General features: G+C 69.6%; 23 protein-coding genes. 17 read left to right on the forward strand and 6 right to left on the reverse strand.

Annotated elements, in window-relative coordinates; all coding sequences use genetic code 11:
- Position 1: 1 nt before the first annotated feature.
- The 6 genes from ACZ4A5_RS22660 (at position 2) to ACZ4A5_RS22685 (ending at position 5,796) form a co-directional block, all read left to right on the forward strand.
- Positions 2-2,023 (forward strand): acetyl/propionyl/methylcrotonyl-CoA carboxylase subunit alpha, encoded by a 2,022-nt coding sequence (locus tag ACZ4A5_RS22660; protein WP_467586953.1) that lies wholly within the window; start codon positions 2-4, stop codon positions 2,021-2,023.
- On the forward strand, positions 2,020-3,177 hold the full coding sequence (locus tag ACZ4A5_RS22665; protein WP_467586956.1) for an acyl-CoA dehydrogenase family protein: 1,158 nt from the start codon (positions 2,020-2,022) through the stop codon (positions 3,175-3,177). The genes ACZ4A5_RS22660 and ACZ4A5_RS22665 overlap by 4 nt, the downstream gene beginning before the upstream one ends.
- Before the next feature lie 18 nt (positions 3,178-3,195).
- The gene (locus tag ACZ4A5_RS22670; protein WP_467586959.1) at positions 3,196-3,936 is read left to right on the forward strand and encodes an enoyl-CoA hydratase family protein; all 741 of its coding nucleotides are present in this window, start codon (positions 3,196-3,198) and stop codon (positions 3,934-3,936) included.
- Positions 3,924-4,565, forward strand: a complete 642-nt coding sequence (locus ACZ4A5_RS22675; protein WP_467586963.1) for a TetR/AcrR family transcriptional regulator — start codon at positions 3,924-3,926, stop codon at positions 4,563-4,565. Before ACZ4A5_RS22670 ends, ACZ4A5_RS22675 begins: the two co-directional genes overlap by 13 nt.
- A 157-nt stretch (positions 4,566-4,722) precedes the next feature.
- Positions 4,723-5,166, forward strand: coding sequence for an enediyne antibiotic chromoprotein (locus ACZ4A5_RS22680; protein WP_467586967.1), 444 nt, complete (start codon positions 4,723-4,725; stop codon positions 5,164-5,166).
- A 156-nt stretch (positions 5,167-5,322) separates the two neighbouring features.
- A complete protein-coding gene (locus ACZ4A5_RS22685; protein WP_467586970.1) occupies positions 5,323-5,796 on the forward strand; it encodes a DUF1772 domain-containing protein in 474 nt (157 codons plus the stop codon).
- 118 nt (positions 5,797-5,914) lie between these two features.
- Here the strand turns inward: ACZ4A5_RS22685 and ACZ4A5_RS22690 are convergent, their stop codons facing one another.
- On the reverse strand, positions 5,915-7,078 hold the full coding sequence (locus ACZ4A5_RS22690) for an FAD-dependent oxidoreductase (protein WP_467586973.1): 1,164 nt from the start codon (positions 7,076-7,078) through the stop codon (positions 5,915-5,917).
- 282 nt (positions 7,079-7,360) lie between these two features.
- Here ACZ4A5_RS22690 and ACZ4A5_RS22695 point away from each other — a divergent pair, with 282 nt between their 5' ends.
- Entirely contained in the window at positions 7,361-8,833 is a 1,473-nt protein-coding gene (locus ACZ4A5_RS22695; protein ID WP_467586977.1) for a DHA2 family efflux MFS transporter permease subunit, read from the forward strand.
- Positions 8,834-8,920: 87 nt separating this feature from the next.
- Here the strand turns inward: ACZ4A5_RS22695 and ubiG are convergent, their stop codons facing one another.
- The 5 genes from ubiG to ACZ4A5_RS22720 form a co-directional block, all read right to left on the reverse strand.
- Positions 8,921-9,640, reverse strand: coding sequence for a bifunctional 2-polyprenyl-6-hydroxyphenol methylase/3-demethylubiquinol 3-O-methyltransferase UbiG (gene ubiG / locus ACZ4A5_RS22700; RefSeq protein WP_467586981.1), 720 nt, complete (start codon positions 9,638-9,640; stop codon positions 8,921-8,923).
- 41 nt (positions 9,641-9,681) lie between these two features.
- A complete protein-coding gene (locus tag ACZ4A5_RS22705; protein WP_467586984.1) occupies positions 9,682-10,893 on the reverse strand; it encodes an FAD-dependent oxidoreductase in 1,212 nt (403 codons plus the stop codon).
- Between the two features lie 113 nt (positions 10,894-11,006).
- On the reverse strand, positions 11,007-12,008 hold the full coding sequence (locus ACZ4A5_RS22710; protein WP_467587173.1) for an aldo/keto reductase: 1,002 nt from the start codon (positions 12,006-12,008) through the stop codon (positions 11,007-11,009).
- A 107-nt stretch (positions 12,009-12,115) separates the two neighbouring features.
- Positions 12,116-12,592 carry a DUF1772 domain-containing protein gene (locus ACZ4A5_RS22715; RefSeq protein ID WP_467586987.1) on the reverse strand — a complete coding sequence of 159 codons (477 nt, stop codon included), beginning with the start codon at positions 12,590-12,592 and terminating at the stop codon, positions 12,116-12,118.
- Positions 12,589-13,017 (reverse strand): ester cyclase, encoded by a 429-nt coding sequence (locus ACZ4A5_RS22720; RefSeq protein ID WP_467586992.1) that lies wholly within the window; start codon positions 13,015-13,017, stop codon positions 12,589-12,591. Before ACZ4A5_RS22720 ends, ACZ4A5_RS22715 begins: the two co-directional genes overlap by 4 nt.
- 106 nt (positions 13,018-13,123) lie before the next feature.
- On the opposite strand from ACZ4A5_RS22720, the gene ACZ4A5_RS22725 reads away from it, so the two are divergent.
- The 10 genes from ACZ4A5_RS22725 to ACZ4A5_RS22770 all read left to right on the forward strand — a co-directional run bounded on the left by ACZ4A5_RS22725 (position 13,124) and on the right by ACZ4A5_RS22770 (position 22,635).
- Complete coding sequence (locus ACZ4A5_RS22725; protein WP_467586997.1) at positions 13,124-13,714, forward strand: TetR/AcrR family transcriptional regulator; 591 nt, start codon at positions 13,124-13,126, stop codon at positions 13,712-13,714.
- Positions 13,711-14,319 carry a TetR/AcrR family transcriptional regulator gene (locus ACZ4A5_RS22730; protein WP_467587000.1) on the forward strand — a complete coding sequence of 203 codons (609 nt, stop codon included), beginning with the start codon at positions 13,711-13,713 and terminating at the stop codon, positions 14,317-14,319. The genes ACZ4A5_RS22725 and ACZ4A5_RS22730 overlap by 4 nt, the downstream gene beginning before the upstream one ends.
- Positions 14,320-14,768: 449 nt before the next feature.
- On the forward strand, positions 14,769-16,661 hold the full coding sequence (locus ACZ4A5_RS22735; RefSeq protein ID WP_467587003.1) for an AfsR/SARP family transcriptional regulator: 1,893 nt from the start codon (positions 14,769-14,771) through the stop codon (positions 16,659-16,661).
- A 304-nt stretch (positions 16,662-16,965) separates the two neighbouring features.
- Positions 16,966-17,889: an ACP S-malonyltransferase gene (gene fabD / locus ACZ4A5_RS22740; protein ID WP_467587007.1), complete on the forward strand. Its 924-nt coding sequence runs from the start codon at positions 16,966-16,968 to the stop codon at positions 17,887-17,889.
- Positions 17,890-17,960: 71 nt separating this feature from the next.
- Positions 17,961-18,371, forward strand: a complete 411-nt coding sequence (locus ACZ4A5_RS22745) for an acyl carrier protein (protein ID WP_467587011.1) — start codon at positions 17,961-17,963, stop codon at positions 18,369-18,371.
- A 58-nt stretch (positions 18,372-18,429) separates the two neighbouring features.
- Positions 18,430-19,197, forward strand: coding sequence for an SDR family NAD(P)-dependent oxidoreductase (locus ACZ4A5_RS22750; RefSeq protein ID WP_467587014.1), 768 nt, complete (start codon positions 18,430-18,432; stop codon positions 19,195-19,197).
- 18 nt (positions 19,198-19,215) lie between these two features.
- Entirely contained in the window at positions 19,216-19,668 is a 453-nt protein-coding gene (locus tag ACZ4A5_RS22755) for a hotdog family protein (RefSeq protein ID WP_467587017.1), read from the forward strand.
- Positions 19,665-20,933, forward strand: a complete 1,269-nt coding sequence (locus ACZ4A5_RS22760) for a beta-ketoacyl-[acyl-carrier-protein] synthase family protein (protein ID WP_467587021.1) — start codon at positions 19,665-19,667, stop codon at positions 20,931-20,933. The genes ACZ4A5_RS22755 and ACZ4A5_RS22760 overlap by 4 nt, the downstream gene beginning before the upstream one ends.
- Complete coding sequence (locus tag ACZ4A5_RS22765; RefSeq protein ID WP_467587025.1) at positions 20,930-21,340, forward strand: ApeI family dehydratase; 411 nt, start codon at positions 20,930-20,932, stop codon at positions 21,338-21,340. The genes ACZ4A5_RS22760 and ACZ4A5_RS22765 overlap by 4 nt, the downstream gene beginning before the upstream one ends.
- On the forward strand, positions 21,337-22,635 hold the full coding sequence (locus tag ACZ4A5_RS22770; RefSeq protein WP_467587028.1) for a beta-ketoacyl-[acyl-carrier-protein] synthase family protein: 1,299 nt from the start codon (positions 21,337-21,339) through the stop codon (positions 22,633-22,635). The genes ACZ4A5_RS22765 and ACZ4A5_RS22770 overlap by 4 nt, the downstream gene beginning before the upstream one ends.
- Positions 22,636-22,702 lie beyond the last annotated feature (67 nt).

A 22,702-nucleotide genomic window follows, 5' to 3' on the forward strand; every position in this document is an offset into this window, starting at 1 on the left:
CGTGACGATTCATTCCGTGCTGGTCGCCAATCGGGGCGAGATAGCCTGCCGGATCTTCCGCACCTGCCGTGAACTCGGCATGACGACCGTCGCGGTTCATTCGGACGCCGACGCGTCCGCGCGGCACGTGAGGGAGGCGGACGCGTCCGTCCGGCTGCCGGGGGCGGCCGCCTCCGGCACCTATCTGCGCGGGGATCTCGTGGTGAAAGCCGCGCTCGCCGCCGGGGCGGACGCCGTGCACCCCGGATATGGATTCCTCTCCGAGAGCGCGGAATTCGCCCGCGCGGTCGCCGAGGCCGGGCTGGTGTGGATCGGCCCGTCGCCGTCCGCGATCGAGGCCATGGCGTCGAAGACCCGGGCGAAGGAATTGATGGCCGCCGCCGGGGTGCCCCTGCTCGCGGCCCTCGACCCCGCCGATATCACCGAAGCCGGTCTGCCGGTGCTCGTGAAGGCCGCCGCCGGTGGTGGCGGGCGCGGAATGCGCGTGGTGCGCGAGCTCGGCGCGTTCGAGGGCGCGCTGTCCTCGGCCCGTGCCGAGGCGCTGTCCGCGTTCGGCGACGCCGAGGTGTTCGTCGAGCCGTATGTGGAGGGCGGGCGGCACGTCGAGGTGCAGGTGCTCGCGGACGCGCACGGCTCCGTGTGGACGCTGGGCACCCGCGACTGCTCGCTCCAGCGGCGGCACCAGAAGGTGATCGAGGAGGCCCCGGCGCCGTTCCTCCCCGAGGAGTTGCGCTCCGCTCTCGCGGAGGCCGCCGTCAAAGCCGCACGGGCCGTCGGATATGTGGGCGCGGGCACCGTCGAATTCCTGGTGGGCCGGGACGGGCGGCCGTACTTCCTGGAGATGAACACCCGCCTCCAGGTGGAGCACCCGGTCACCGAGTGCGTGTACGGCGTGGATCTGGTCGCCCTGCAATTCCGGGTGGCGGAGGGAATGGCGCTGGGCGAGCCGCCGGCGGTGAACGGGCACGCGGTCTCCGCGCGGCTCTACGCGGAGGATCCGGCGAACGGCTGGCTGCCGCAGACCGGGGTGGTGCGGCACCTGTCGGTGGGGGCCGGTGCCTTCTCCACGGGCGTCGCCTCTTCCACGGGCGGTGGCTTTTCCACGGGCGTCACCACCACGGCCGGTGGCCTTTCCACGGCCCGCGGAATTCTCCGCGTCGACTCCGGCGTCGAGGACGGCGACTCCGTCAGCGCGCATTACGACCCCCTGCTCGCCAAGGTCATCACCTGGGCCCCCACCCGGGCCGAGGCCGTGCGGCGGCTCGCCCGTGAACTGGAGCGCGCCCGGATCCACGGGCTCGTGACCAACCGGGAATTGCTCGTACGCGCGCTGAGGCACCCGGAGTTCGTCGCCGGGCAGATGGACACCGGATTCCTCGACCGGTATCTCCCCGAACTCACGGAGCCCGGGGACGGCGAAGCCGTACGCGTCGCCGCCCTGGTCGCCGCGCTCGCCGACGCCGCCGCGCGGCGGACGGCGGAGATTCCCCCGGTGCCCCGCCACGTGGGCGGGTGGCGCAATCTTCCGTCCCGGCCGCAGGCCAAGCGCTATCGCACCGAGCCCGGCGGGGAAGAGATCGAGATCCGCTACCGGCTCGGGCGAGAGGGGCTGGTGGCCGAGGAATTCCCGCACGTCCGGCTGCTGAGCGCGCACGCCACGGAAGTCGTGCTGGAGACCGGCGGCATTCGCCGCGCCTACGAGGTGGCCGTCTACGGCGACCGCGTGCACGTGGGCCCGCACGCGTTCGTCGCCCTGCCGCGCTTTCCCGAGCCCCGCACGCAGATCGCGCCCGGATCCCTTCTCGCGCCCATGCCCGGTGTCGTCGTGCGGCTCGCCGAAGGTCTCGCCGTCGGGGAAGCCGTGCGCGCCGGCCAGCCTTTGGTGTGGATCGAGGCCATGAAAATGGAACACCGTGTCGTCTCGCCCGCCGACGGCACACTCGCTGTCCTGCACGCCGTCCCCGGCCGCCAGGTCGAGGTCGGTGCCCTGCTCGCCGTCGTCACCGAGGAGCCGACGCCATGACCCTTGTCGAGAGCACGGAACACGCCGATCTCCGCGCCGCCGTCGCCGCGCTCGGCCACCGCTACGGACGTGAATACGTCGCCCGGGCCGTACGTGAGGGGAAGCACACCGACGAGCTGTGGGCGGAGGCCGGTCAGCTCGGATATCTGGGGGTGAACCTGCCCGTCGAGTACGGCGGCGGCGGAGGTGGCATATCCGAACTCGCCATCGTCCTGGAGGAATTGGGGGCCGCAGGAAGCCCGCTTCTGCTGATGGTCGTCTCGCCCGCGATCTGCGGCACCGTGATCGCCCGCTTCGGCACGGAGGGACAGAAGCGGAAATGGCTGCCCGGCCTGGCCTCCGGCGCGCTCCGCATGGCCTTCGGCATCACCGAGCCCGAGGCCGGTTCCAATACGCACCGCATCACCACGACCGCCCGCCGGGACGGCGACGGGTGGGTGCTCAACGGGCGCAAGGTCTTCATCTCGGGAGTCGACGCCGCCGACGCCACACTGATCGTCGGGCGCACGGAGGACGCGCGGACCGGCAGGCTCAAGCCCTGCCTCTTCATCGTCGGGAGGGAAACACCGGGATTCTCGTTCCGGCGGATCCCCATGGAACTCGCCTCACCGGAAGCGCAGTTCGAGCTGGTCATGGACGGCGTCCGGTTGCCGGGCGACGCCCTGGTGGGCGACGAGGACGCCGGTCTGCTCCAGCTCTTCGCCGGACTCAATCCCGAGCGCGTCATGACCGCCGCGTTCGCCATCGGCATGGCTCGCTATGCCTTGGGCCGGGCCGTGGAATACGCCCGTACGCGCCAGGTGTGGAAAGAGCCCATAGGCGCCCACCAGGCCATCGCGCACCCCCTCGCGCAGTCGCACATCGAGATCGAACTCGCCCGGCTCATGATGCGGAAGGCCGCTCATCTCTACGATTCCGGTGACGACGCCGACGCGGGGGAGGCCGCGAACATGGCGAAGTTCGCGGCCGCCGACGCCGCCGTGCGCGCCGTCGACCGGGCCGTGCACACCCTCGGCGGCAACGGCCTCTCCACCGAGTACGGGCTCGCCCAGCTGATCACGGCGTCCCGGGTGGCGCGGGTCGCGCCGATCAGCCGGGAGATGATCCTCAATTACGTGTCGCACCGAACGCTGGGACTCCCCAAGTCCTACTGACCAGAATCGAGTTGCCCGATGCTCGTCCGCCGTTCCCATGAGCAGGGGATAGCCACCCTGACGCTCGATTCCCCGCGCAATCGCAACGCCCTGTCCGCACGGCTCGTCGGCGAGCTGCACGACGCCCTCGCCGGGGCGGCGGAGGATTCCGGTGTCCGGGCCGTCGTCCTGACGCACACCGGCAACACGTTCTGCGCCGGTGCCGACCTGAGCGAGGCGGGCTCGGACGCGTCGGCTCCGCTGGGGCTCGTCCGGCTGATGCGCGCGGTCGTGGAGCTGCCCAAGCCCGTCGTCGCCGTCGTCGACGGGCACGTCCGGGCCGGCGGGCTGGGGCTGTTGGGGGCCTGTGACATCTCCGTGGCGGGGGAGCGGTCCTCGTTCGCCTTCACGGAGGCCCGGCTGGGGCTGGCGCCCGCGGTGATCTCCATGGTGCTGCTGCCGCGGCTGGACGCCCGCGCGGCCGCGCGCTACTTCCTGACCGGCGAGCGCTTCGGCGCGGCGGAGGCCGCCCGCACCGGGCTGGTGACGCTGGCCGGCGAGATGGACGAGGTGCTCGCGCCGGTGCTGGACGGGCTGCGGCGCGGCTCACCGCAGGGGCTCGCCGAGTCCAAGCGGCTGGTGACGGCTGAGGTGCGGCGCGTCCTCGACCGCGACACGGACGCGCTGGCCGGGCGGTCCGCCCGGCTGTTCGCCTCGGAGGAGGCACGCGAGGGCATGACGGCGTTCCTGGAGCGGAGGGATCCCGCATGGGTCCGGTGAGCGCGCCCAAGCAGGACCGCAGCCGCGTCACCCGGCAGCGGCTGCTGGAGGCGGCCGTGGAGTGCCTCGCGGAGTACGGCTGGGCCGGTTCGACGGTCTCCGTGGTCGCCGAGCGGGCCGGGGTGTCGCGGGGCGCCGCGCAGCATCATTTCCGTACGCGGGAGGACCTGTTCACGGCGGCCGTCGAGTACGTCGCCGAACAGCGCTCGGCCGCCCTGCGCGCCGCCCTCACCCCGGCCGGCCTGATCTCCGGCCCGGCCCGCACCCACGCGGTCGTCCGCGAACTCGTCGGCGTCTTCACCGGCCCCCTCTTCAGCGCGGCCCTCCAGCTCTGGGTCGTCGCCGCGAACGAGGAGCCGCTCCGCGCCCGCGTGACGGACCTGGAGACACGGGTGGGCCGGGAAGTGCACCGGATGACCGTGGAACTCCTGGGCGCGGACGAGAGCCGCGAGGGCGTACGGGAGACGGTGCAGGGCGTGCTCGACATGGCCCGCGGCATGGGCCTGGCCAACCTCCTGACGGACGACAGCGCGCGCCGCGAACGCGTGGTGGCCCACTGGTCGGACGTCCTGGACGCGATGCTGCGGACACCGGCTCCCGAGCGGGAAGGGAGCGGCGGAGAGGGATGAGCGGGCTCGCCTGAGGGCGCCGCGGCGTGGTCACTGTTCAAGCAAGCAGGCGCCCGAGCCCGGTCGTCCACCGTTCAAGGTATCTTCAAGAATCCCGCCCACCTTCCGTTCCTAGGCTTCCAGTCACCCTCTGACAGTCAAAAGGAAGAAGGTAGGCATGACGCTCACGTCACGGAAGCCGATGCGCGTGGGGGCTCTCGTCGCCGCTGCCATCGGGGCGACCCTGCTCGTCGCGAACCCGGCGACGGCGGCCGCCGCCGCCATCACCGCGACCCCGTCCTCCGGGCTCGTGGACGGCCAGACGATCACTGTGTCCGGCACCGGATACACGCCCGGGAGCCAGTTGGGCGTCGCCGAGTGCGACCTGGACTTCGCCAAGCGGGTCGCGTGCAACCAGGCGACGCAGCTTCAGGTGACGGTCGGTCAGGACGGCACTTTCACCACGGCGTTCACCGTCAAGAAGAGCTTCGTGGGCCACGACATGGCAACCGGCCGGGAGACCGGGCCGGTTGACGCCTCCATCAACCAGGTCGGTATTGCCGCCGTACTGACGAGCGACCTCGGCCGCGGTGTGGGTGCGGCGCCCCTCTCCTTCGCCTGACCGGTCCCGTTCCGTCAGGCTTGACGCCCCGCCGTTGCGGGCCGCGCATTCCGCGGCCCGCAACGGTGTTTTCGGCTGAAAAGGATTTGCGCCCAGGATTCCTGGGCAAGCACTGTATGATTTCGTGGGCCCGTCGTACGAGGGTGAGGAAGAGCAATGGAAACCGCCGGTTTAATATTCTTGTTGATCGCCATCATGTCGAATGCGATCGTCTACGGCACCGATGCATTCTGTGCGATTGTCCAGCGCTCCGCCATGGCGCGCGCCGATGACGTCACGCTGGCGCGCGCGATGGGTTATGTCCACCTCTACGGTGATCGGCGCATGCCCATCACCGGAGTTGTCAGCGTCATCGCGATACTTCTCGGAATCGTGACGACGGCGCTGGCCGGCTCCTATGCCTCGGCGATTCTGGCGGGTACCGCGGCAGTGGCGGCATTCGTCTGGCTGGTCGTCTACGCGAAGATCAGCGCACCTATCAACCGCGCGTTCGTCGAAGCCGTTCTCGAGGACCGGCAGCCCGAGGACGCCCGTTCGTTGCAGCGCGGCTGGGACCGGGTGATCAACCTGCGCGTCGCCTTGCAGGGTTACTTGCTCGCGGCGCTGGCCGTGGCTGTCGCCGTGCGCTGAGCTCCGCGACCCGGCCCCGACGCCGGCGGGCGTCGGGGCCGGGTCGCGTTTCGCCGCGAGGCGGGGGCTGCTCGCCGGCTCCGCAGCGGTGAGCGACTGTGCTCGTGTCCAGGCTGTGTCACACGCGGCTCGCGGAGAGCCGCTCGACAGCAAGACGGGCCGCTGTCCGGCCGCTGTTCAGCGACACTTCGGCGAGTATGCCCGGGGCGGCGACGCTGTCGCCCGCGAGGAACACGTCGCCGCCCCGATCGATCGCCGGCCGGTCCCGCCAGGTCGTGCCCGGTAGGTCGAGGGCGCCTGTGCGGCCACGCGAGACGTAGTCGCGCCGCCAGGTGACGCGACCGCGCCAGTCGGGCGTGGTGAGGTCGTAGAGGCCCTCGAGCCTGGCCAGACAGTCCGCTTTCGACTCGCCTCGGCGCATCGGCATCTGGCCTTGGAACAGCGACTCCCCTGCCGGGGCGAGTGACGCGTCGTGATCGCTGTAGTGCCCGATGAACCCGCCGTCGTCCATGTCGAACACGTCGCAGCGGTCCCGCTTCGAGTGCGTCATCGCGAGGTCCAGCAGAGCCGATGCGCCGCTCTCCCAGCGCAGGCTGCTGTCGCCGAGCAGAGCGCGAGCGGCCTCCAGGGAGGTGGCGATGATGACCGGCCCCCGCCGGGGCAGTTCCGTCACGCGTGAACCGGCCTCGATCCTCACACCCAGCTCTTTCGCCCGGCGTGTCATGTGCTCGATGGCGCCGGCCCAGCCGCCGGTGACATAGCGAGTGGGCAGGGGGAAGCGAGGGGTGCCGACGCGAAGCAGCCTTTCGAAGACGAAGGAGGCGGACAGCCGCCCCGGGTCCGCATCGTAGAGAACGGGGCCGAGGAATCCGACCGAGTCGTTCACCGCCTGTTCGCCGAATTTCTCGGTGCCCCAGTCACGGAAGGAACGGTCGACCGGGGGAGTGTGGCGCTGTCCTCTGCGAATCATTCTCAGATATCCGACGGGGACCGTCATCCGGAGCTTGCCCCCGCGCCGGAATCTCATGCCCATCGCCTCACGTGCGCTCAGCCGAGAGAATGAGCCCACAAGGCCCCACTTGGTCAGCCACTGCCAGGGTTCGCCGTTGCAATAGAAAGTATGCGTTCCATCGTTCGCCACGTAGGGGGGCGAGGTCGATCTGGCGCGGCCGCCCAGTGTGGAATGGGATTCGTAAACGGTGGTGCGCACGCCTCTTCCGGCGCAGGCTATCGCTGCCGTCAACCCGGCGATCCCGCCGCCGACAACCGTAATCTCTGCCATTCTCCGCACTCGTCTTTCCGTGCTCACTCCGGGGATCGACGGCGTCGGTTCGACGGCGTCCTGTGTGACCTTGCGGCCAGAATCGGTGCTATCGATCGTAGCGTTGACAGGTGTAGGCTGTCTAGCGCTGACACGCTAGCTGTCGCCGCTAACGTCCTTGACTTCCAGGTCTGTTCGGATGCTGCCGAGGGGGCGCCTCAGCTGTCCCGACGCGCAGGTCAGCCAGTTATTGGTCGCTTACTCACACCCGTGTAGGCGCGACTGAATCGGAGACGACCCCTCATGACCGGTGACACTTCCCACCACCGACACGACGCCGGGACCGGGTTCCCGACGTGGGTGTTCATCGTGACCGGCCTGGCCGGCTTCATGGCCATGCTCGACAACCTCGTTGTGATGATGGCGTTACCGGCCATCTCCAAGGACCTGGGAGGAGGTATCGACAAGCTCGAATGGACGGTGAGCGCCTACACCCTGACCTTCGCCGTGCTGCTGATGCTGGGCGCCGCGACGGGCGACCGGTTCGGCAGGCGCAGGATGTTCATCGGCGGCCTCGCCCTGTTCACGGCCGCGTCGGCCGCGGCCGCGCTGTCCCCGGGGATCGATGAACTGGTCGCCTTCCGGGCGGCTCAAGGCGTCGGGGCCGCGCTGCTCATGCCGCTCACCCTGACTCTGCTGATGGCAGCCGTCGGCCCCAAGTACCGGGGCGCGGTCCTCGGGGCCTGGGGCGCGATCAACGGCCTGGCGATCGCGAGCGGCCCGCTGATCGGCGGTGTGCTCGTCCAGCACATCTCCTGGCACTGGATCTTCTGGCTGAACGTCCCGATCGGTGTGCTGCTGATTCCGCTCGCGCGCTGGAAGGTGTCCGAGAGCCACGGCCCGGACAACCGCCTCGACGTCGTCGGCACGGTCATCGTCAGCCTTGGGTTCCTCGGCATCGTCTTCGGCCTCATCCGCGGCAACGCCGACGGCTGGTCGAGCCCGTTGATCATCGCCGGCCTCGTCGCGGGCGGGGTGCTCCTGGCTGCCTTCGTGGGGTGGGAGATGCGGGTCGACCAACCCATGCTCCCCATGCGGATGTTCAGGAACCGCACGTTCAGTGCCGTCAACCTGACGAGTCTGCTGATGGCGTTGGGCATGTTCGGCGCGATCTTCCTACTGACGCAGTTCCTCCAGACGGTTCAGGGGTACAGCCCGGTCGAGGCGGGCGTGCGCCTGCTCCCCTGGACCGGCACCCCGATCATCGTCGCCCCGATCGCGGGAATCCTCTCCGACCGGGTCGGTGGCCGGCCGCTGATCGTCCTCGGCCTCTTCCTGCAGGCGATCGGGCTCGGGTGGTGGGCGGTGGTCGCGGAGCCGGACGTCTCCTATCTCGCCCAGCTGACGCCGATGCTCCTCTCCGGCACGGGCATGTCGCTCTTCTACGCGCCGGTCGCCAACGTGCTCATGCAGTCGGTACGGACAGTCGAACAGGGCGTGGCGTCCGGTGCCAACAACGCGCTCCGCGAGGTGGGTGGCGCGCTCGGTATCGCCGTACTGGCGGCGATCTTCGCCGGCCAGGGCTCGTACGCCTCTCCGCAGCAGTTCGTCGACGGGCTCGTGCCCGCCCTGTGGGTCGGTACGGGAGTCCTCGCACTCGGCGGCATCGCGATGTGCTTCGCCCGGAAGCACCCGGCGCCGGAGGTGCTCCGGCCCCAGGGTGACCTGTCCGGAGAGGGCGCGGCGCAGACCGACTCGGCGGTTAACATCATCTGATGCGGACAGTGGGTACGGTAGAGGGCCTGTCAGGGATGCTGACAGGCCCTCGGCTGTGCGGTGTTCGGTGCGCTTCCTCGACCGCCGTCAGCGTCCATCCGGCCGACGGGCGACTCCCAGATACAGGGAGGACAAGTCCTCGGTGGACTTCAGCTTGAGGCTGCCGTCCTTGCGCTGTCCGCGGATGGCGATCCCGGCCAGTCGGCCGACCGGCGTGAGCCCGGCCTCACGCAGGTAGCCGAGCATCTCGGCGGGCTTGACGAAATCGGACCAGTCGTGGGCGCCCCGGGGGACGATTCCCAGGATGCGCTCCGGCAGCCAGATCATCATGAGCCGGGAGCGCAAGGTGCGGTTGATGGTGTCGAAGAGGAAGAGGCCGCCGGGCTTCAGTACGCGACGGACCTCGCTCACGGCCTGGGCCGGGCTCTCCACGTGCTCCAGGACGTCCACACAGGTGACGATGTCGAACTCGGCGTCAGCGAAGGGGAGTCGCTCCGAAACGCCTATGCGGTAGTCGATGTCCTTCCCGGTTTGACGGGCGTGCCTGTCCGCCACGGCGATCAGCTTGCCGGACGGGTCGAGGCCGCTCATGACGGCACCGCGCTGAGCGAGAAACTCGGCGGTGTATCCGCCTCCACAGCCGACGTCGAGGACCCGCTTGCCCTCCCAGCCGCCCTCCACGTACCTGTCGAAGTAGGCGAAGCGCTCGGGGTTGAAGGACCGCAGCGGATTCATCTTCGAGTCGGTGCACCACCATTGGTCGGCATAGGCGGCGAAGAAATAGTCGTCCTGGACGAGATCGGTCATCTTCAGCTCTCCTCGGATCGTTCGGGTGGTGTGGTGCGGGCTCAGCCGGGCGGGATGACGGACCCGGCTGTGTGGGGACTCCTCCAGCGGGTGCCATAGGCGACCTGGCCCTTCTCGGCGGCCGGGAAGGCGCGGGTGTTCCAGAAGGCGCGCATGAACGCCTCGCGGGCCCGGACGGCGACCGGGTTCTCGACGGCTCCCATGCGGCCGATCCACCAGGCGACACGCTGCATGGGAGCGGTGCGCCCCCGGCGTTCCTTCTCATAAGCGCGCAGGGCCGCTTCGGGGCGGCCGTCGGCTGTTGCCAGTCGTTCGGCGAGCACGAGAGCGTCCTCCAGCGCCTGGCAGGCGCCCTGGCCGATGTTGAACGTGATGGGGTGCGCGGCATCGCCGAGCAAGGTGACGCGCCCCTCGCCCCAGCGCCGGTCCGGCCGCCGGCCCTGTACGTCACTGCGGATGATCTCCGCTTCGGAGGTCGCACCGATCAGATCCTGTACCGGAGCCGTCCAGCCGCGGTGCCGGGCGATGAGCTCCGGCTTCACGGTGCCCGGCGTGTCCCGGCCGCCGGCCGGGCCGTTGGCGACGCTCATCCAGTGCACGGTGCCGGGGGCCACGTCGTAGTAGGTGAACCGGGTGCCGCGTCCGAAGAGCGCGTTGAAGGAGCCGGGGGGGACGAGCGGGTGTTCGGTGCGGGCCCTGCCGCGCCAGGCGATGTAGCCCGTGTACCGGGGCGCCTCGTCCCCCAGCAGGCCGCTCCTCACCCGGGAGTGCATGCCGTCGGCGCCGACGAGGATGTCTCCGCGCTCCGTACTGCCGTCGGCCAGCCGCACCGTCACGCCCGCCCGGTCCTGCGTGAATCCGGATACGTGCGCACCGAGGCGTACGGCGTCGCCCTGTAAGGCGTTCAGCAGAATGCCGTGCAGGACCGAACGCTCGACGGCGATGGTGGGCCGACCGTACCGGACGGTGAAGTCGCCCACGGGCCAGGCCCCGAGGCTGCCGCCGCGCCAGGTGCTGAAGTGGCAGACGGACTGGGCCGGCGCCGTCCTCAGTACCTCGTCGGCCAGCCCCAGACCGTCCAGGGCGAGTACCCCGTTGGTCCAGATGTGGAGGCCGGCGCCACCGTCCCTGAGCTGCTCGGAGCGCTCCAGGACGACGGCCTCGAATCCCTTGCGCTGCAGGGCGAGTGCCGTGGCCAGGCCCCCGATGCCGCCACCGGCGACGAGTACGCGACGGATGGTTCCGTGGGACATCTGCTCTCTCCTCCGGGCGGCGCGGACAGGCGGTGTCCGCCGTCGGAACGGCAGCCTGGCAGGGCCGGGTTGTATGTTTCTTGACGAGACCTTGCGGACGAGACCTTGCGGCGTCAGCCGTCGAGGTAGGCCATGGCGTCGGCCGGATAGCGGTCGCCGGCAGCGATTCCCACCGGCGCGAGCCGGGATACACGGGCCACTTCCTCATCCGTGAGGGGCGAGTCGGAGGCGGCCAGGTTCTCCTCCAGATAGCTGCGGCGCTTGGTGCCGGGAATGGCCACCAGCCGCGGGTCCCGCGCGAGCACCCAGGCGAGCGCGAGCTGTGCCGGGGAGACGCCACGGCCCTCGGCCAGGGCGCTCAGCTTTTCGACGGTCCGGAGATTCGTCTCCAGGTTCGTCCGCTGGAAACGGGGCGCGACGCGCCGGAAGTCGGCCTGCGGGATGTCGTCCACGCCGCGTATCCGCCCCGACAGGAAGCCTCTGCCGAGCGGGCTGTAGGCGACGAAGCCGATGCCGAGCCTGTCCGTGGTCTCCAGCACGCCATTCACCTCGACGTCCCGGGTGAAGAGGGAATACTCGCTCTGTACGGCGGTCACCGGGTGGACCGCGTGGGCGCGGCCGATGGTCGCGGCCGACGCCTCGGAGATGCCGAGGAAGCGCACTTTGCCCTCGTGTACCAGCTCGGCCATCGCGCCCCAGGATTCCTCGATCGGAATCCGTGGGTCGACACGGTGCAGGTAATAGAGGTCGAGGTGATCCGTGCCCAGCCGTCGGAGGGTCCCCTCGATGCCCGCCCGGATGTACGCGGGGGTGCCGTTGACCCCGCCGGTCATGGCGGGTACGCCGTTGCCGTCGATGATCTCGGCTCCCACTTTGGAGGCCAGGGTCACCGTGTCGCGCCGTCCGGCCACCGCGCGGCCCACGAGCAGTTCGTTGCTGAACGGCCCGTACATGTCCGCGGTGTCGAGAAGGGTGACGCCGAGGTCGAGGGCGCGGTGGATGGTCCGCAGCGACTCCTCGTCATCTGTCGGGCCGTAAGCGAAAGTCATGCCCATACAGCCGAGGCCCTGTTCGGAGACTGCCAGGCCCTGGCTGCCGAGCTCGCGCAGTTGCATCGTCATCGGCTCCTGTTCCGTACGTCGACCGCCGCACGAGCACGACTGCCCGGACGGCGTGTCACCGAGAGTTCGTGCCTTGCCACGCCTGGAAGGAGGCGGCCCGTTCAAGGCGCGGCGATCATCACGCAGAGCGCCACGAGGGCCAGCCCCTGACAGCACACGAGCAGGCCCAGCACACCGTCGGACCTCCGCTGCAGCGCACGGATGTCGGTCGGTGTGCTGCCCGTGTCGGTGGCCTGAGTCATTGCACGGTTGACGGGGGCGGTCACCTTGTTGAAGAAACCGAGCCACGCGAGCAGGGCGGCGCAGGCCACGCCACCGGCCACTGCGGAGGCCGTCTCCCCCTGCGCGGCGGCGACGACTGTGCCGGCGATCGCGGCAATCAGCCCCACGGTTCCGGGTATGGGCAGCCGCTTGTCGCCGTAGCGGTGCACTTGCCCCATCACCTCGGTGAGAGTGCGGTCGTCGACCTGAGCCAGAGCGGGCCTCTGCACCAACGCGGAAAAGACATCTGTGCCGTAGACGACGGCGTTGGAAAGGACGGCGAGCACCGCCGGCGCCTGGAAGGCGACGGCCATCATGGCCGCCGCCCGTCGTTCGTCATCGGCGGAACGACGCCGACCTGCTGCAGAAGCTCGTAGAGGTTGATCTCGTCCCAGTGTTCGGCGAGTCGGCCGCCCTCGACGCGCCAGATGTCGATGGTGCGCATGCGCACCTCGCGACCGGTGGCCGGGACGCCGACGAAGGGGCCGCGATGCGTGCCGCAGTAGGAGAAGCGACCCACGAGTCGGTCACCGGAGACGATGACGTCCTCAGCGGTGACGGTGATGTCGGGGAACGCTGTGAAGAAGTCGGCCCAGAAAGCCCGGTTGGCCTCACGGCCGTTGCCTATCAGCGGATTGTGGTCGATGTAGTCACTGATCAACAGTTCATCCAGCGCGTCTGCGTTGCGCCTGTTGACCATGTTCACGAAGCCTGCTGCGAGCTTGCCGTGGTCGGCCTGCACGGATCCTCCCGAGAGATGGAACGGATAGCTGTGTTATGGAATCTAGCGTTGATAACGAGCCTTCGCTAGTGTTGACAGCATCGGTAGCGCAGATAGGATCGGTGTCATGTCTGTGCAAGAGCGCCGGGCGCGTGAGCTGGCTCAGCGCCGTAACCAGATCATTTCCGCCGCGCGTGAGCTCGCCGAATCGGAAGGGTGGGCGGCCGTCACGACCAGGCGCCTCGCCGAACGCATCGAGTACAGCCAGCCGGTTCTGTACAAGCACTTCAAGGACAAGGTCGACATCGTCAGGACCGTCGCCCTGGAGGGGTTCGGGGAACTGGCGCAGAGCATGCGTGCGGCTCGGCTGGAGGCTACCTCGCCGCCGGAGGCGCTGAGGGCGGTCGCGCGGACGTACGTGGGTTTCGCCGAGGCGAACCCGATGCTTTACGAGGCGATGTTCATCACCCCCATAGACCTGGTGTTCGGCCAGTCCGACTCGCCGCCCACGCTGGTCGAGGCGTTCGACGAACTGAGTCGATCGGTGAGTTGCATCGCGAACGGGCGCGCGCTGGAGACGGTTGCCGAGGTCGTATGGGGGGCGCTGCACGGCCTGGTCGTGCTCAACCGCAGCGGACGGCTGCGCCCCAGTCATCGGGATGAGCGGCTGGAACTCCTCGTGGAGCAGCTCCTGCGCCCGATCGACTCCCAGGCATGAGCAAGGACGCGCCCTTACCCGAGGAAAGGCCCGCGCGTGGGGCTCGCTTGAGCGCGGAGGAGCGACGGCGCCGGATTGTGCGTGAGGCGATGGAAGAGTTCGCCCTGGGCGGCTATCACGCCACGACGACCGAGCGCATCGCCCTGCGGGCCGGGATCTCGCAGCCCTATGTGTTCCGGCTGTTCCCGGGGAAGAAGGCGTTGTTCATGGCCTGCGTCCAGCTGTGCTTCGACAGGCTCGGCGCGGCCTTCCAGGAGGCGGCCGAGGGACTCGAGGGCGGTTCGGCGCTGGATGCCATGGGCGCCGCGTATCAGCATCTCGTTCTGAACCAGAGCCTGTTGCTGTTCCAGCTCCAGTCCTACATGACGTCGGCCGCCGTCGAGCCCGACATCGCCGAGCTGGTACGGCGCCGGTGGGTGGAGCTGTGGGCCGACGTGCAGACGAGGACCGGCGCGACGGACGCGGAGGTCAGTCAGTTCTTCGCCGTGGGCATGTACATCAATGTGCTCCTCGCGCTTGATGTGGCGCCCGAGACCCGGTACTGGGAGGGGTTGCGACCCGGTGTGGTGGCTCTCCTCAAAAAACAGTCCCCGAAGGGGAACTGACGAAGCGATTGGTCGCCCGGTGAGTGTCATCAGCGATTCGCATATGCGGGTTCGCCGCTGATGCCGACCGGGCCATAAGTGCGTACCGAGCCGGCTCCGATTCGAAGCCGGACGCTCTTGTATGCAGAATCGACCGGAAGTCGAGGCGCCGTAAAGCCGCCTTAATTAGTGGTCACTCACTATTCGGCAGAAAAACTCGATTTCGAGCTACAACTTCTGCGTATGGCTAGCATTCGAGATTGCGTCCGTGTTAGCTTCGCCAACGCTTGAACTGTCCATAGTGGCGAGCTGAGAGAGCGTCCACGGAGCTGTTCGACCGAAGGTCGGCCGCGCCCACCGCTCCCGCCTGCGTCGATTTGTGAGGCATTGATTCCCGGCACAGTCGTCTTTCTCATGCACTCTTCGATGCCCAGTGCGCGCATGGACCAGCTCTGAGGTTGGGGGGGACCGTGATCGAATTTCGTCTGCTGGGGGCGGTTGAACTACGGGTGGAGGGCGCGAGGATCGACGTCGGCCCTGCCCGGCAACGGGCCGTGCTCGCCACACTGCTCGTCCAGTCACCGCTGACCGCGTCCATGGATTCACTCATCGACCGGGTATGGGGCGACTCTCCACCGGCCGGTGCACGCAGTGTCGTCTACACCTACATCGCCCGGCTGCGGCGAACGCTCACCCGGGCGACGGAGGGGGTACCGGAGAGGTTGCTGCTCCGCCGCGAGCCCGCCGGATACCTGATGGACATCGACAGCGACCGTGTCGATCTGCACCGGTTCCGCCGTCTGCTGGCTCAGGCACGGGCCGCCGACGCGAGTGTTCCCCAGCGTCGCGCGTGGCTGACCGAAGCGCTGGCTCTGTGGGGCGGCGAGCCACTGGCCGGGGTGAACAACGAGTGGGCGCACAACCTCCGTGGTGCCCTCCGGACGCTGAAGCACGAGGCGCTGGCCGAGTGGGCCGACGCGCATATGGAGGCGGGCGGTTCCGCGGATGTGATCGGTGCCCTGCGACAGGAACTTCTCGAGGCGCCCATGGTCGAACCGCTGCACGAGGGGCTGACGCGGGCGCTCTACCTCTCGGGCCGGCGGTCGGAGGCGCTCATCCAGTACGAACACGCTCGCCGTGTCATCGCCGATGAGCTCGGAACCGAACCGGGCCCCGGACTGCAACGACTGTACGAGCTCATGCTCGCCGGGGACCCACTGCCCGGGACAGGGGCCAGGACTGTCGTTCGCGCAGCTCCGAAGACCGTAGCTCCGTCCCCCGGCCGCCACGGCAGTTCCGCGAGGCCGGCGGAGGACCACGGGGCGACACCCTCACAGGTCCGTCTCCCCGACCTGCTTCCCACAGGTCACGCGGACTTCGTCGGCAGAGAAGCCGACATGGACTGGATCCACGAGGCTCTGACCAAGGGGGAGAAGTGCCGCCCCGCAGTGGCGATCGTCCGCGGCGGTCCAGGCGTCGGCAAGTCGGCATTGGCGGTTCACGCCGCACACCGTTTCGGTGCGCACTACCCCGACGGCCGCATCTACCTCGACCTGCGGGGTACTGGTGACCGCCCACTCTCGCCCTTTGCCGCGCTGGCCAAACTGCTGCGCGCGACAGGTGTGGACGGCAACGGATGCCCGGGTGATATCGACGAGCTGACCCAGCTCTACCGCGCTCGGCTGGCCGGGCGGAGAGTCCTGCTGGTGCTGGACGACGCGGCGGACGACAGCCAGCTCATGGCGCTGTTGCCGAACAGTCCGGCCTGCGGAGTGATCGTCACCACCAGGGCACCCTTCGCCAAGCGCGGTGGGGCGCTGATGCGGAATCTGGCTGGGCTGGGACCGGGAGACGGGGTGCGACTGCTCGCCCGGCTCGTGGGGAAACACCGGGTGGCGGCGGAGACGGCCGCCGCTGACCGCCTGGTGCGATTGTGCGGTGGCGTCCCGTTGGCGCTGTGCGCTGTGGCGAGCCGGGTGGACGCCAGGCCGCACTACACGTTGCAGTGGCACCTTGAACGCGTGGCCGACGAGAAGCGCTGTCTCGACGTGCTGTCGTACGGCTCGTTCGACATGAGGGCCAGCATGGCCCTCTCGTACGAACGGCTCAGCCCGATCGCCTCCCGCGCTTTCCGGGCTCTGGGGTGTGAGAGCGAAGCACGGTCCAAGGCCGTGCCGCAGGACTGGCGGGGGCCGGCGGGGCTGACCCGGCGGGAAGCGGAGGAAGCGTTGGAGGAACTGGTCGACGCGCATCTCCTGCACGTGGCGGGTCGCGACGTCGCGGGGCACATCCACTATCGACTCCATTACTTGCAACGTGCCTACGCGCGAAGCCTTTCCGCCTGTGAATGGCAAGCTGCCTGAGCAGTACCTTGGCTCAGCCTTTCCGTAGCCCGTGCAGAGTGAATCGTGCCAGCGGTCGTGCCGGAGTGTTCACGCACTCCGGCACGACTGTTTCTGCTGTTTGCGCAAGAACGGCCGGCCGGTATTAGCTGCCAGATCTTCTCAAGCCGGATTCAAGAAGGTTTTCAACTCCCTGCCGGAGTATGGGTGATGTACCCAGGGAAGTGGAAGCCGATATCTGGTTGCAGGGAGTGAGATGGAGAGGGAATTCCGGCAGACAGTCGCAGTGGCGGACAGGGCGACGTTCACGGCTGACGTGTTGGCGATGTTTCCGGGACAGGGTTCACAGCGGGTGGCCATGGCCGCTCACCTTGTCCGCCGGTTCCCGGACAGCGCGGGGCGGATGCTGCGTCTCGCGGACGACGCGCTGGGCCTGCCACTCACTGCCATGTGCATCGAAGGCTCGGCCGCCGACCTGGCGCGCACCGAGATCACCCAGCCCGCGGTCCTCGCTGTCAGCCTGGCCGTCCTGGAAGTTCTCCGCACGGAGGGCGGTTTCGCTCCGGCCGCTCTGGCCGGCCACAGCCTCGGCGAGTACGCGGCCCTGGTGGCCGCCGAAGTGCTCACACCCACGGCGGCGTTGAGCCTGGTGAGAGAGCGCGGCCAGCTGATGGCGCGGGTCGGCGGCCAGACCGCCGGGTCCATGGCTGCGATCATGGGACTGGCCTCGGCCCAGGTGGAGGAGGCGTGCCTCCGAGCATCGGGCCACGGAGTCGTGCAGGTGGCCAACTACAACGAACCGGCCCAGACCGTGGTGTCCGGCCACCCCGCCGCGGTGGAGGAAGCTGTCCGACTCGCCCGGGAATTCGGTGCGGAGCGGGTGGTCACGTTGAACGTCGGCGCGCCGTTCCACTGTTCGCTGATGTGTGAGATCGAGAAGGAGTTCGAGGACGCCTTGTGGTGTGTTCCCTTCGGGGAGCCCCGCACGACAGTGCTCAGCTCCGTGACCGGTGCCCCGGTCCGTACGGCCGCGGAGTGCAGGGTGCTGTTGCGCCGCCAGCTCAGTGGCCCCGTGCGGTGGGTCGAGGTCCTGCGCGCCGCCGAGGCGTCCGGTTGTGCCGCCTTCATCGAGGTCGGCCCCGGCAGGGTGCTCAGCGGATTCGCCCGTCGCGCCGTACCGGATGCCACGGTGCGCAGCACCAACGACGCGCCTCGCGTCACCGGGCTGCTCCGTCTGCTGCGCGGCTGACCTGGGCGTCCGGAACCCGGACATGGCAAGAGGGCCATGTCCCCCCCCCGTCAACAGAGAGGTTCACCATCATGTCCGAGACAGCTCTCGACCACCTGACCGTCGTCCGGGACGCGGTCGCCGAAGCGCTGGGCCTTGAGGCAGAAGACGTGACCGCCGAAGCCACGCTGCTGGACGAGCTCGGCGCGGAGTCCATCGACCTGCTCGACATCCTCTTCCGCATCGCGCGGGCCTCCGGCGTGAAGATCACTGTGTCGGACATCGGAGACCTGCTCCAGGGTGGCATTCCGGACGAGGAGTTCGGCGACGAGAACGAGGTCGTCAACGACACCGGCCTGAGCCACCTGGAGAAGGTGCTGCCGCAGTTCGACCGCACGCGGCTGGCGGAGCCGCTCACCGCCGACGGGGTGCTGGCCCTCTTCACCGTACGCAACCTCGTCGACCTGCTGACCGAGCGCGCGGCGGCAGCCCGTGCGGCGTGACGGCAGGCCGCTGACCGGTCTGCCGTTCTCCGGAAGCGACGATTGAACGGGGAGAGCCATGATGCTCCAGAACCGCGCCGCTCTCGTCACGGGGGCGTCGCGCGGGATCGGCCGCGCCATCGCGCTGCGGCTGGCGGGCGAAGGCGCGGCCGTGGCCGTCAACTACCGCTCACACAGCGACGAAGCGTTCTCCGTGGTGAAGGACATCGAGGCGGCGGGCGGACGGGCGGTGGCACTCGGCGCGGATGTGGCGGACCCGGCCGCGGCGCACGAGCTCGTCGAGCAGGCCCGCGCGGCCCTGGGCGGCTTGCACGTGCTCGTCAACAACGCCGGCATCACCCGGGACGGACTGCTCTGGGATGTCGGCCCCGACGCCTGGTGGGACGTGATGAAGGTCAACTTCGGGGGCGCCTATCACTGCACCCACGCCGTCGCACCGCACTTCATGGCGCAGCACCAGGGCGCCGTCGTCAACATCTCCTCCGTGATGGGGGAGAGAGGGTGGATCGGCCAGTCCAACTACTCCGCCTCCAAGGGGGCGCTCAACGCCTTCACCCGCAGTGCCGCGGTCGAGCTGGCCCGCTTCGGGGTGCGGGTCAACGGCGTGCTCGCGGGCATCGTCCCCACCGAACTGGTGGGGGAGGTGCTGGCGAAGGACGGCGGCCGAGGTATCAGGCAGCAGGTGCCGATGCGGTCCTTCGGCACCTGCGAGCAGGTCGCCTCGGTCGCGGCCTTCTTGGCGGGCCCGGGCGCGGAGTACATGACGGGCGAACTCGTGCTGGTGGACGGCGGACTCGCCTCCCAGCTCGGTATCGGACGCCCCTGAGGGGGAGAGGAGCGGACTGTGCGATTCCATCTGATCGACCGGATCGAGTCCTGGAAGCCGAACGAACGCATCACCGCGCGCAAGGTCACCTCCCGCGGAGAGGATTACTGGCAGCGGGTGGAAGGTCGCCGGGTGATGCCCTTCGGGCTCCTGCTGGAGTCCGTGTGCCAGGCGGCTACCTGGCTCATCCTCCTCAGCACCGACCACGACCGGCGGGCGGTGCTGCTCGCCGTCGAGGAGGCCGTCGAGCACCGGGCCGCCGCTCCGGGCGAGGTGCTGCGTGTCTCGGCGGAGATCGTCTCGCTCACCGCGGAGGCGGCCGTTGTCGACGGCAGCGTCGAAGTGGACGGCGAAACCGTATTCAGCGCGCGTGGGATCATGTGCGGGCTCGTCGAGGCCGGACGGCTCGACGACCCGGCCGACACCGCGCGCATGGGCGGCCTGCTGCTGGGCGGAGGGCTGGCCCCGTGAAGCGCGTGGTCATCACGGGGGCCGGCGCGGTCACCCCGCTCGGTAACGACGCGGAAACCACCTTCCAGGGGCTGTGCGAGGGCCGGAACGGCATCGGGCCACTGACGACGTTCGACCCCACGGGCTTTCCCGTACGCATCGCCGGTGAAGTGCGCGATCTCGACCCCGGGGCCGGGATGGCGGCGCGGCTCGGCGTCGCGAGGCTGTCCCGCGCGGGGCAGTTCGGGATGGCCGCGGCAGCGGAGGCACTGCGTCGCGCCGGGGTGGGCGAGGAAGCCTGCCCTGAGTCCGAACGCGGCGTCGCCATGGGCGCGAGTGTCGGCCGGCCCGACCTCCAGTACCTCGTGGAGACCCACCGGATACGGGCCGGGAGCGGGCGTGCCGACGCCTTCCTGCCGCAGAGCCCGCGCTCCGTACTGCGGGACAACCAGAACCTCCCCTTGAGCACCATGGCCCGGCTGATGTCGGCCACCGGCCCGATGATCGGTGTCAGCACCGCGTGCTCGGGCTCCGGCCACGCGATCGGCGAGGCGTTCCGTGCCATCCAGGAAGGCGACGCGCGGCTCATGCTCGCGGGAGGCTACGACTCCCTGACGAGCTGGATCGACGTGCTCGGGTTCAGCCTCCTCGGGGCCATGACCGAACGGCACAACCACGAGCCCGACAGGGCCTCACGGCCCTTCGACGCGAACAGGTCCGGCTTCGTCGTGGGAGAAGGCGCCGTCGTCTTCGTCCTGGAAGAGCTGGAGTCCGCCCGTGACCGCGGCGCTCGGATCACGGCGGAGATCCTCGGCTACGGGAGCACTCTCAACGCGTGGCGCATCACCGATTCCCCGCCCGACGGGTCGGGCGCGATCCAGGCGATGGAGGGCGCCATCGCCGAATCGGGCCTCGGCGCGGAGGATATCGACTACGTGGTGGCACACGGCACCGGCACCCACGGCAACGACCTGTCGGAGACCGTGGCGATCAAGGAGGTGTTCGGCGGCCACGCCCACCGGCTGGTGGTCAGCTCGCCCAAGTCCATGACCGGTCATCTGACCTCGGCAGGCGCCGCACTGAACGTCCTGGCCGGAGTGGGGGCGATCGGGAATTCGGTCGTCCCGCCCACCAGGAACCTCGACACACCCGACCGGCATCTCGACCTCGACTACGTGCCCCGCACCGCGCGCCGCATGCCGGTGGGCGCGGTGCTCGCCAACGCCTTCGCCTTCGGCGGGAGCAACACGAGCCTCGTCATCGGCGCCTACCAGGAGAACTCATGACAACCACCGCAGTCGGCGTGCCGGATCTCCTGACCGCCGGTGATTTCGACCGGATCGTGGACTTCGAAGCCGGTCGGCGGGTCGCGGCCGTGCGCAATATCCCGGCGACACTGCCGCATTTCGCCACCCACTTCCCACGCCTCCCCGTGCTGCCGGGCGTCCTGCTGCTGGAAGACATGGCTGCCCTTGCCGTCGGCATGGCCTCCACAGGGCGGCCGCTGCGCCTTCGGGCCGTACGCAACATGCGCTTCCGGCACTCGGTCGGTCCGGGTGATCAGGTCGAGATCACCGTCGAGGCTTCGGACCTGGCCGAGGGTGGCACGGAGTGCGCCGCGGTCGCGCGGGTCGGCGGTCGGCCGGTCGCCACGGCAGGCGCGCTCCTGCTTCGTCCCGTGGAGGCGCTGTGAGTGGTCTGGAGCGTCGGGTGGTGGTCACCGGGATCGGGCTGCTCACGGCCCTGGGGGAAGGCGTACAGGCCACCTGGGAGGGGCTGTTGGCGGGGCGCAGCGGCATCGGTCCCATCCGGGCCTACGATCCACGGCCGTTGCGCACCCGCCTGGCCGCCGAGATCGAGGGATTCGAACCGGAGCGATTCATGGCGCGCCGGTCGTTGCGCATGCTCAACCGCGGCGATCAACTCGCCGTCGCAGGTGCGGTGTTGGCCCTGGAGGACGCCGGTCTCCATGGGAAGCAGGGCGGCGGCGCCGGGCTCGGCCCGCGGACCGGGCTGTATCTCGGGGGCAACAAGGAGGTGCCGAAGCTGGACGAGCTCATCGGCAACCTCGGCCGTGTCCGCCGCGCCGACGGAACGGTGGACCTGGCGGAACTCGGACGGAATGCCTCCTCGATCATCGCTCCGCTGTTCTACGTCGAAGGGCTGCAACCCGCCGCCGCTTTCCACATCTCGGAGAAGTTCGGGATACGCGGGGCCAACGCGTTCTTCGCGGGCACCGCGGACTCCGGAGCCGTCGCACTCGGGCGGGGTATGCGCTCCGTGCGACGGGGAGAGGCGGACATCGCGCTCTGCGGCGGATACGACGACGCCACCTCGTGGTGGACGATGGCGAAGATGGACGGGCTCGGCGTCCTCACCAGCCGTGACGAACTGGGCGGGCGGGCCTTCCGTCCCTTCGACCGCGAGCACAGCGGCTCCGTGTTCGGGGAAGGCGCGGCGCTGCTCGTCCTGGAGGAACGGGAACACGCGCTGGCGCGCGGCGCGCGCTGTTACGCGGAGATCGACGGCTTCGGCACCGGCAACGACTGCACGAGGCCACCGAGCCCCGACCCTGACGGCCGTGGCTTGTCCCGGGCCGTCGCCCGCGCGCTGGCGGACGCCGGGCGGGGGCCGGGGACCGACTACATCGCCGCACACGGCTGCGCCACGCCGCAGGGCGACGTGAGCGAGACCCGGGCTCTGCACGACGCGCTGGGGCCGAGCGCAAGAGCCGCCCAGATCAGCAGCGTCAAACCCCAGACCGGCCATCTGCTCGGCGGCGCGGGGGCCCTCAACGTGGCGGTGGCGGCGCTCGCCCTCGACTGCGGGACGGTGCCGGCCACGCTGCACTGCGACACCCCCGCCGCCGGGTGCGACCTGGACTGGATCCCCGGCTCTCCGCGCGACAGCGCGCCGCGCACGGCCCTCGCCCTCGCCCGTGGCCTGGAGGGGCAGGCGGCGGCCCTGTCGTTGAAGCGCGCCGGGTGACGGCGCCCGCGCCTCCGTCCCCCGCGGGGGGCGGGGGAGACCTTTCGGTATCGCACATCTCAGGACG

Source organism: Streptomyces sp. NPDC025618, assembly GCF_055558795.1.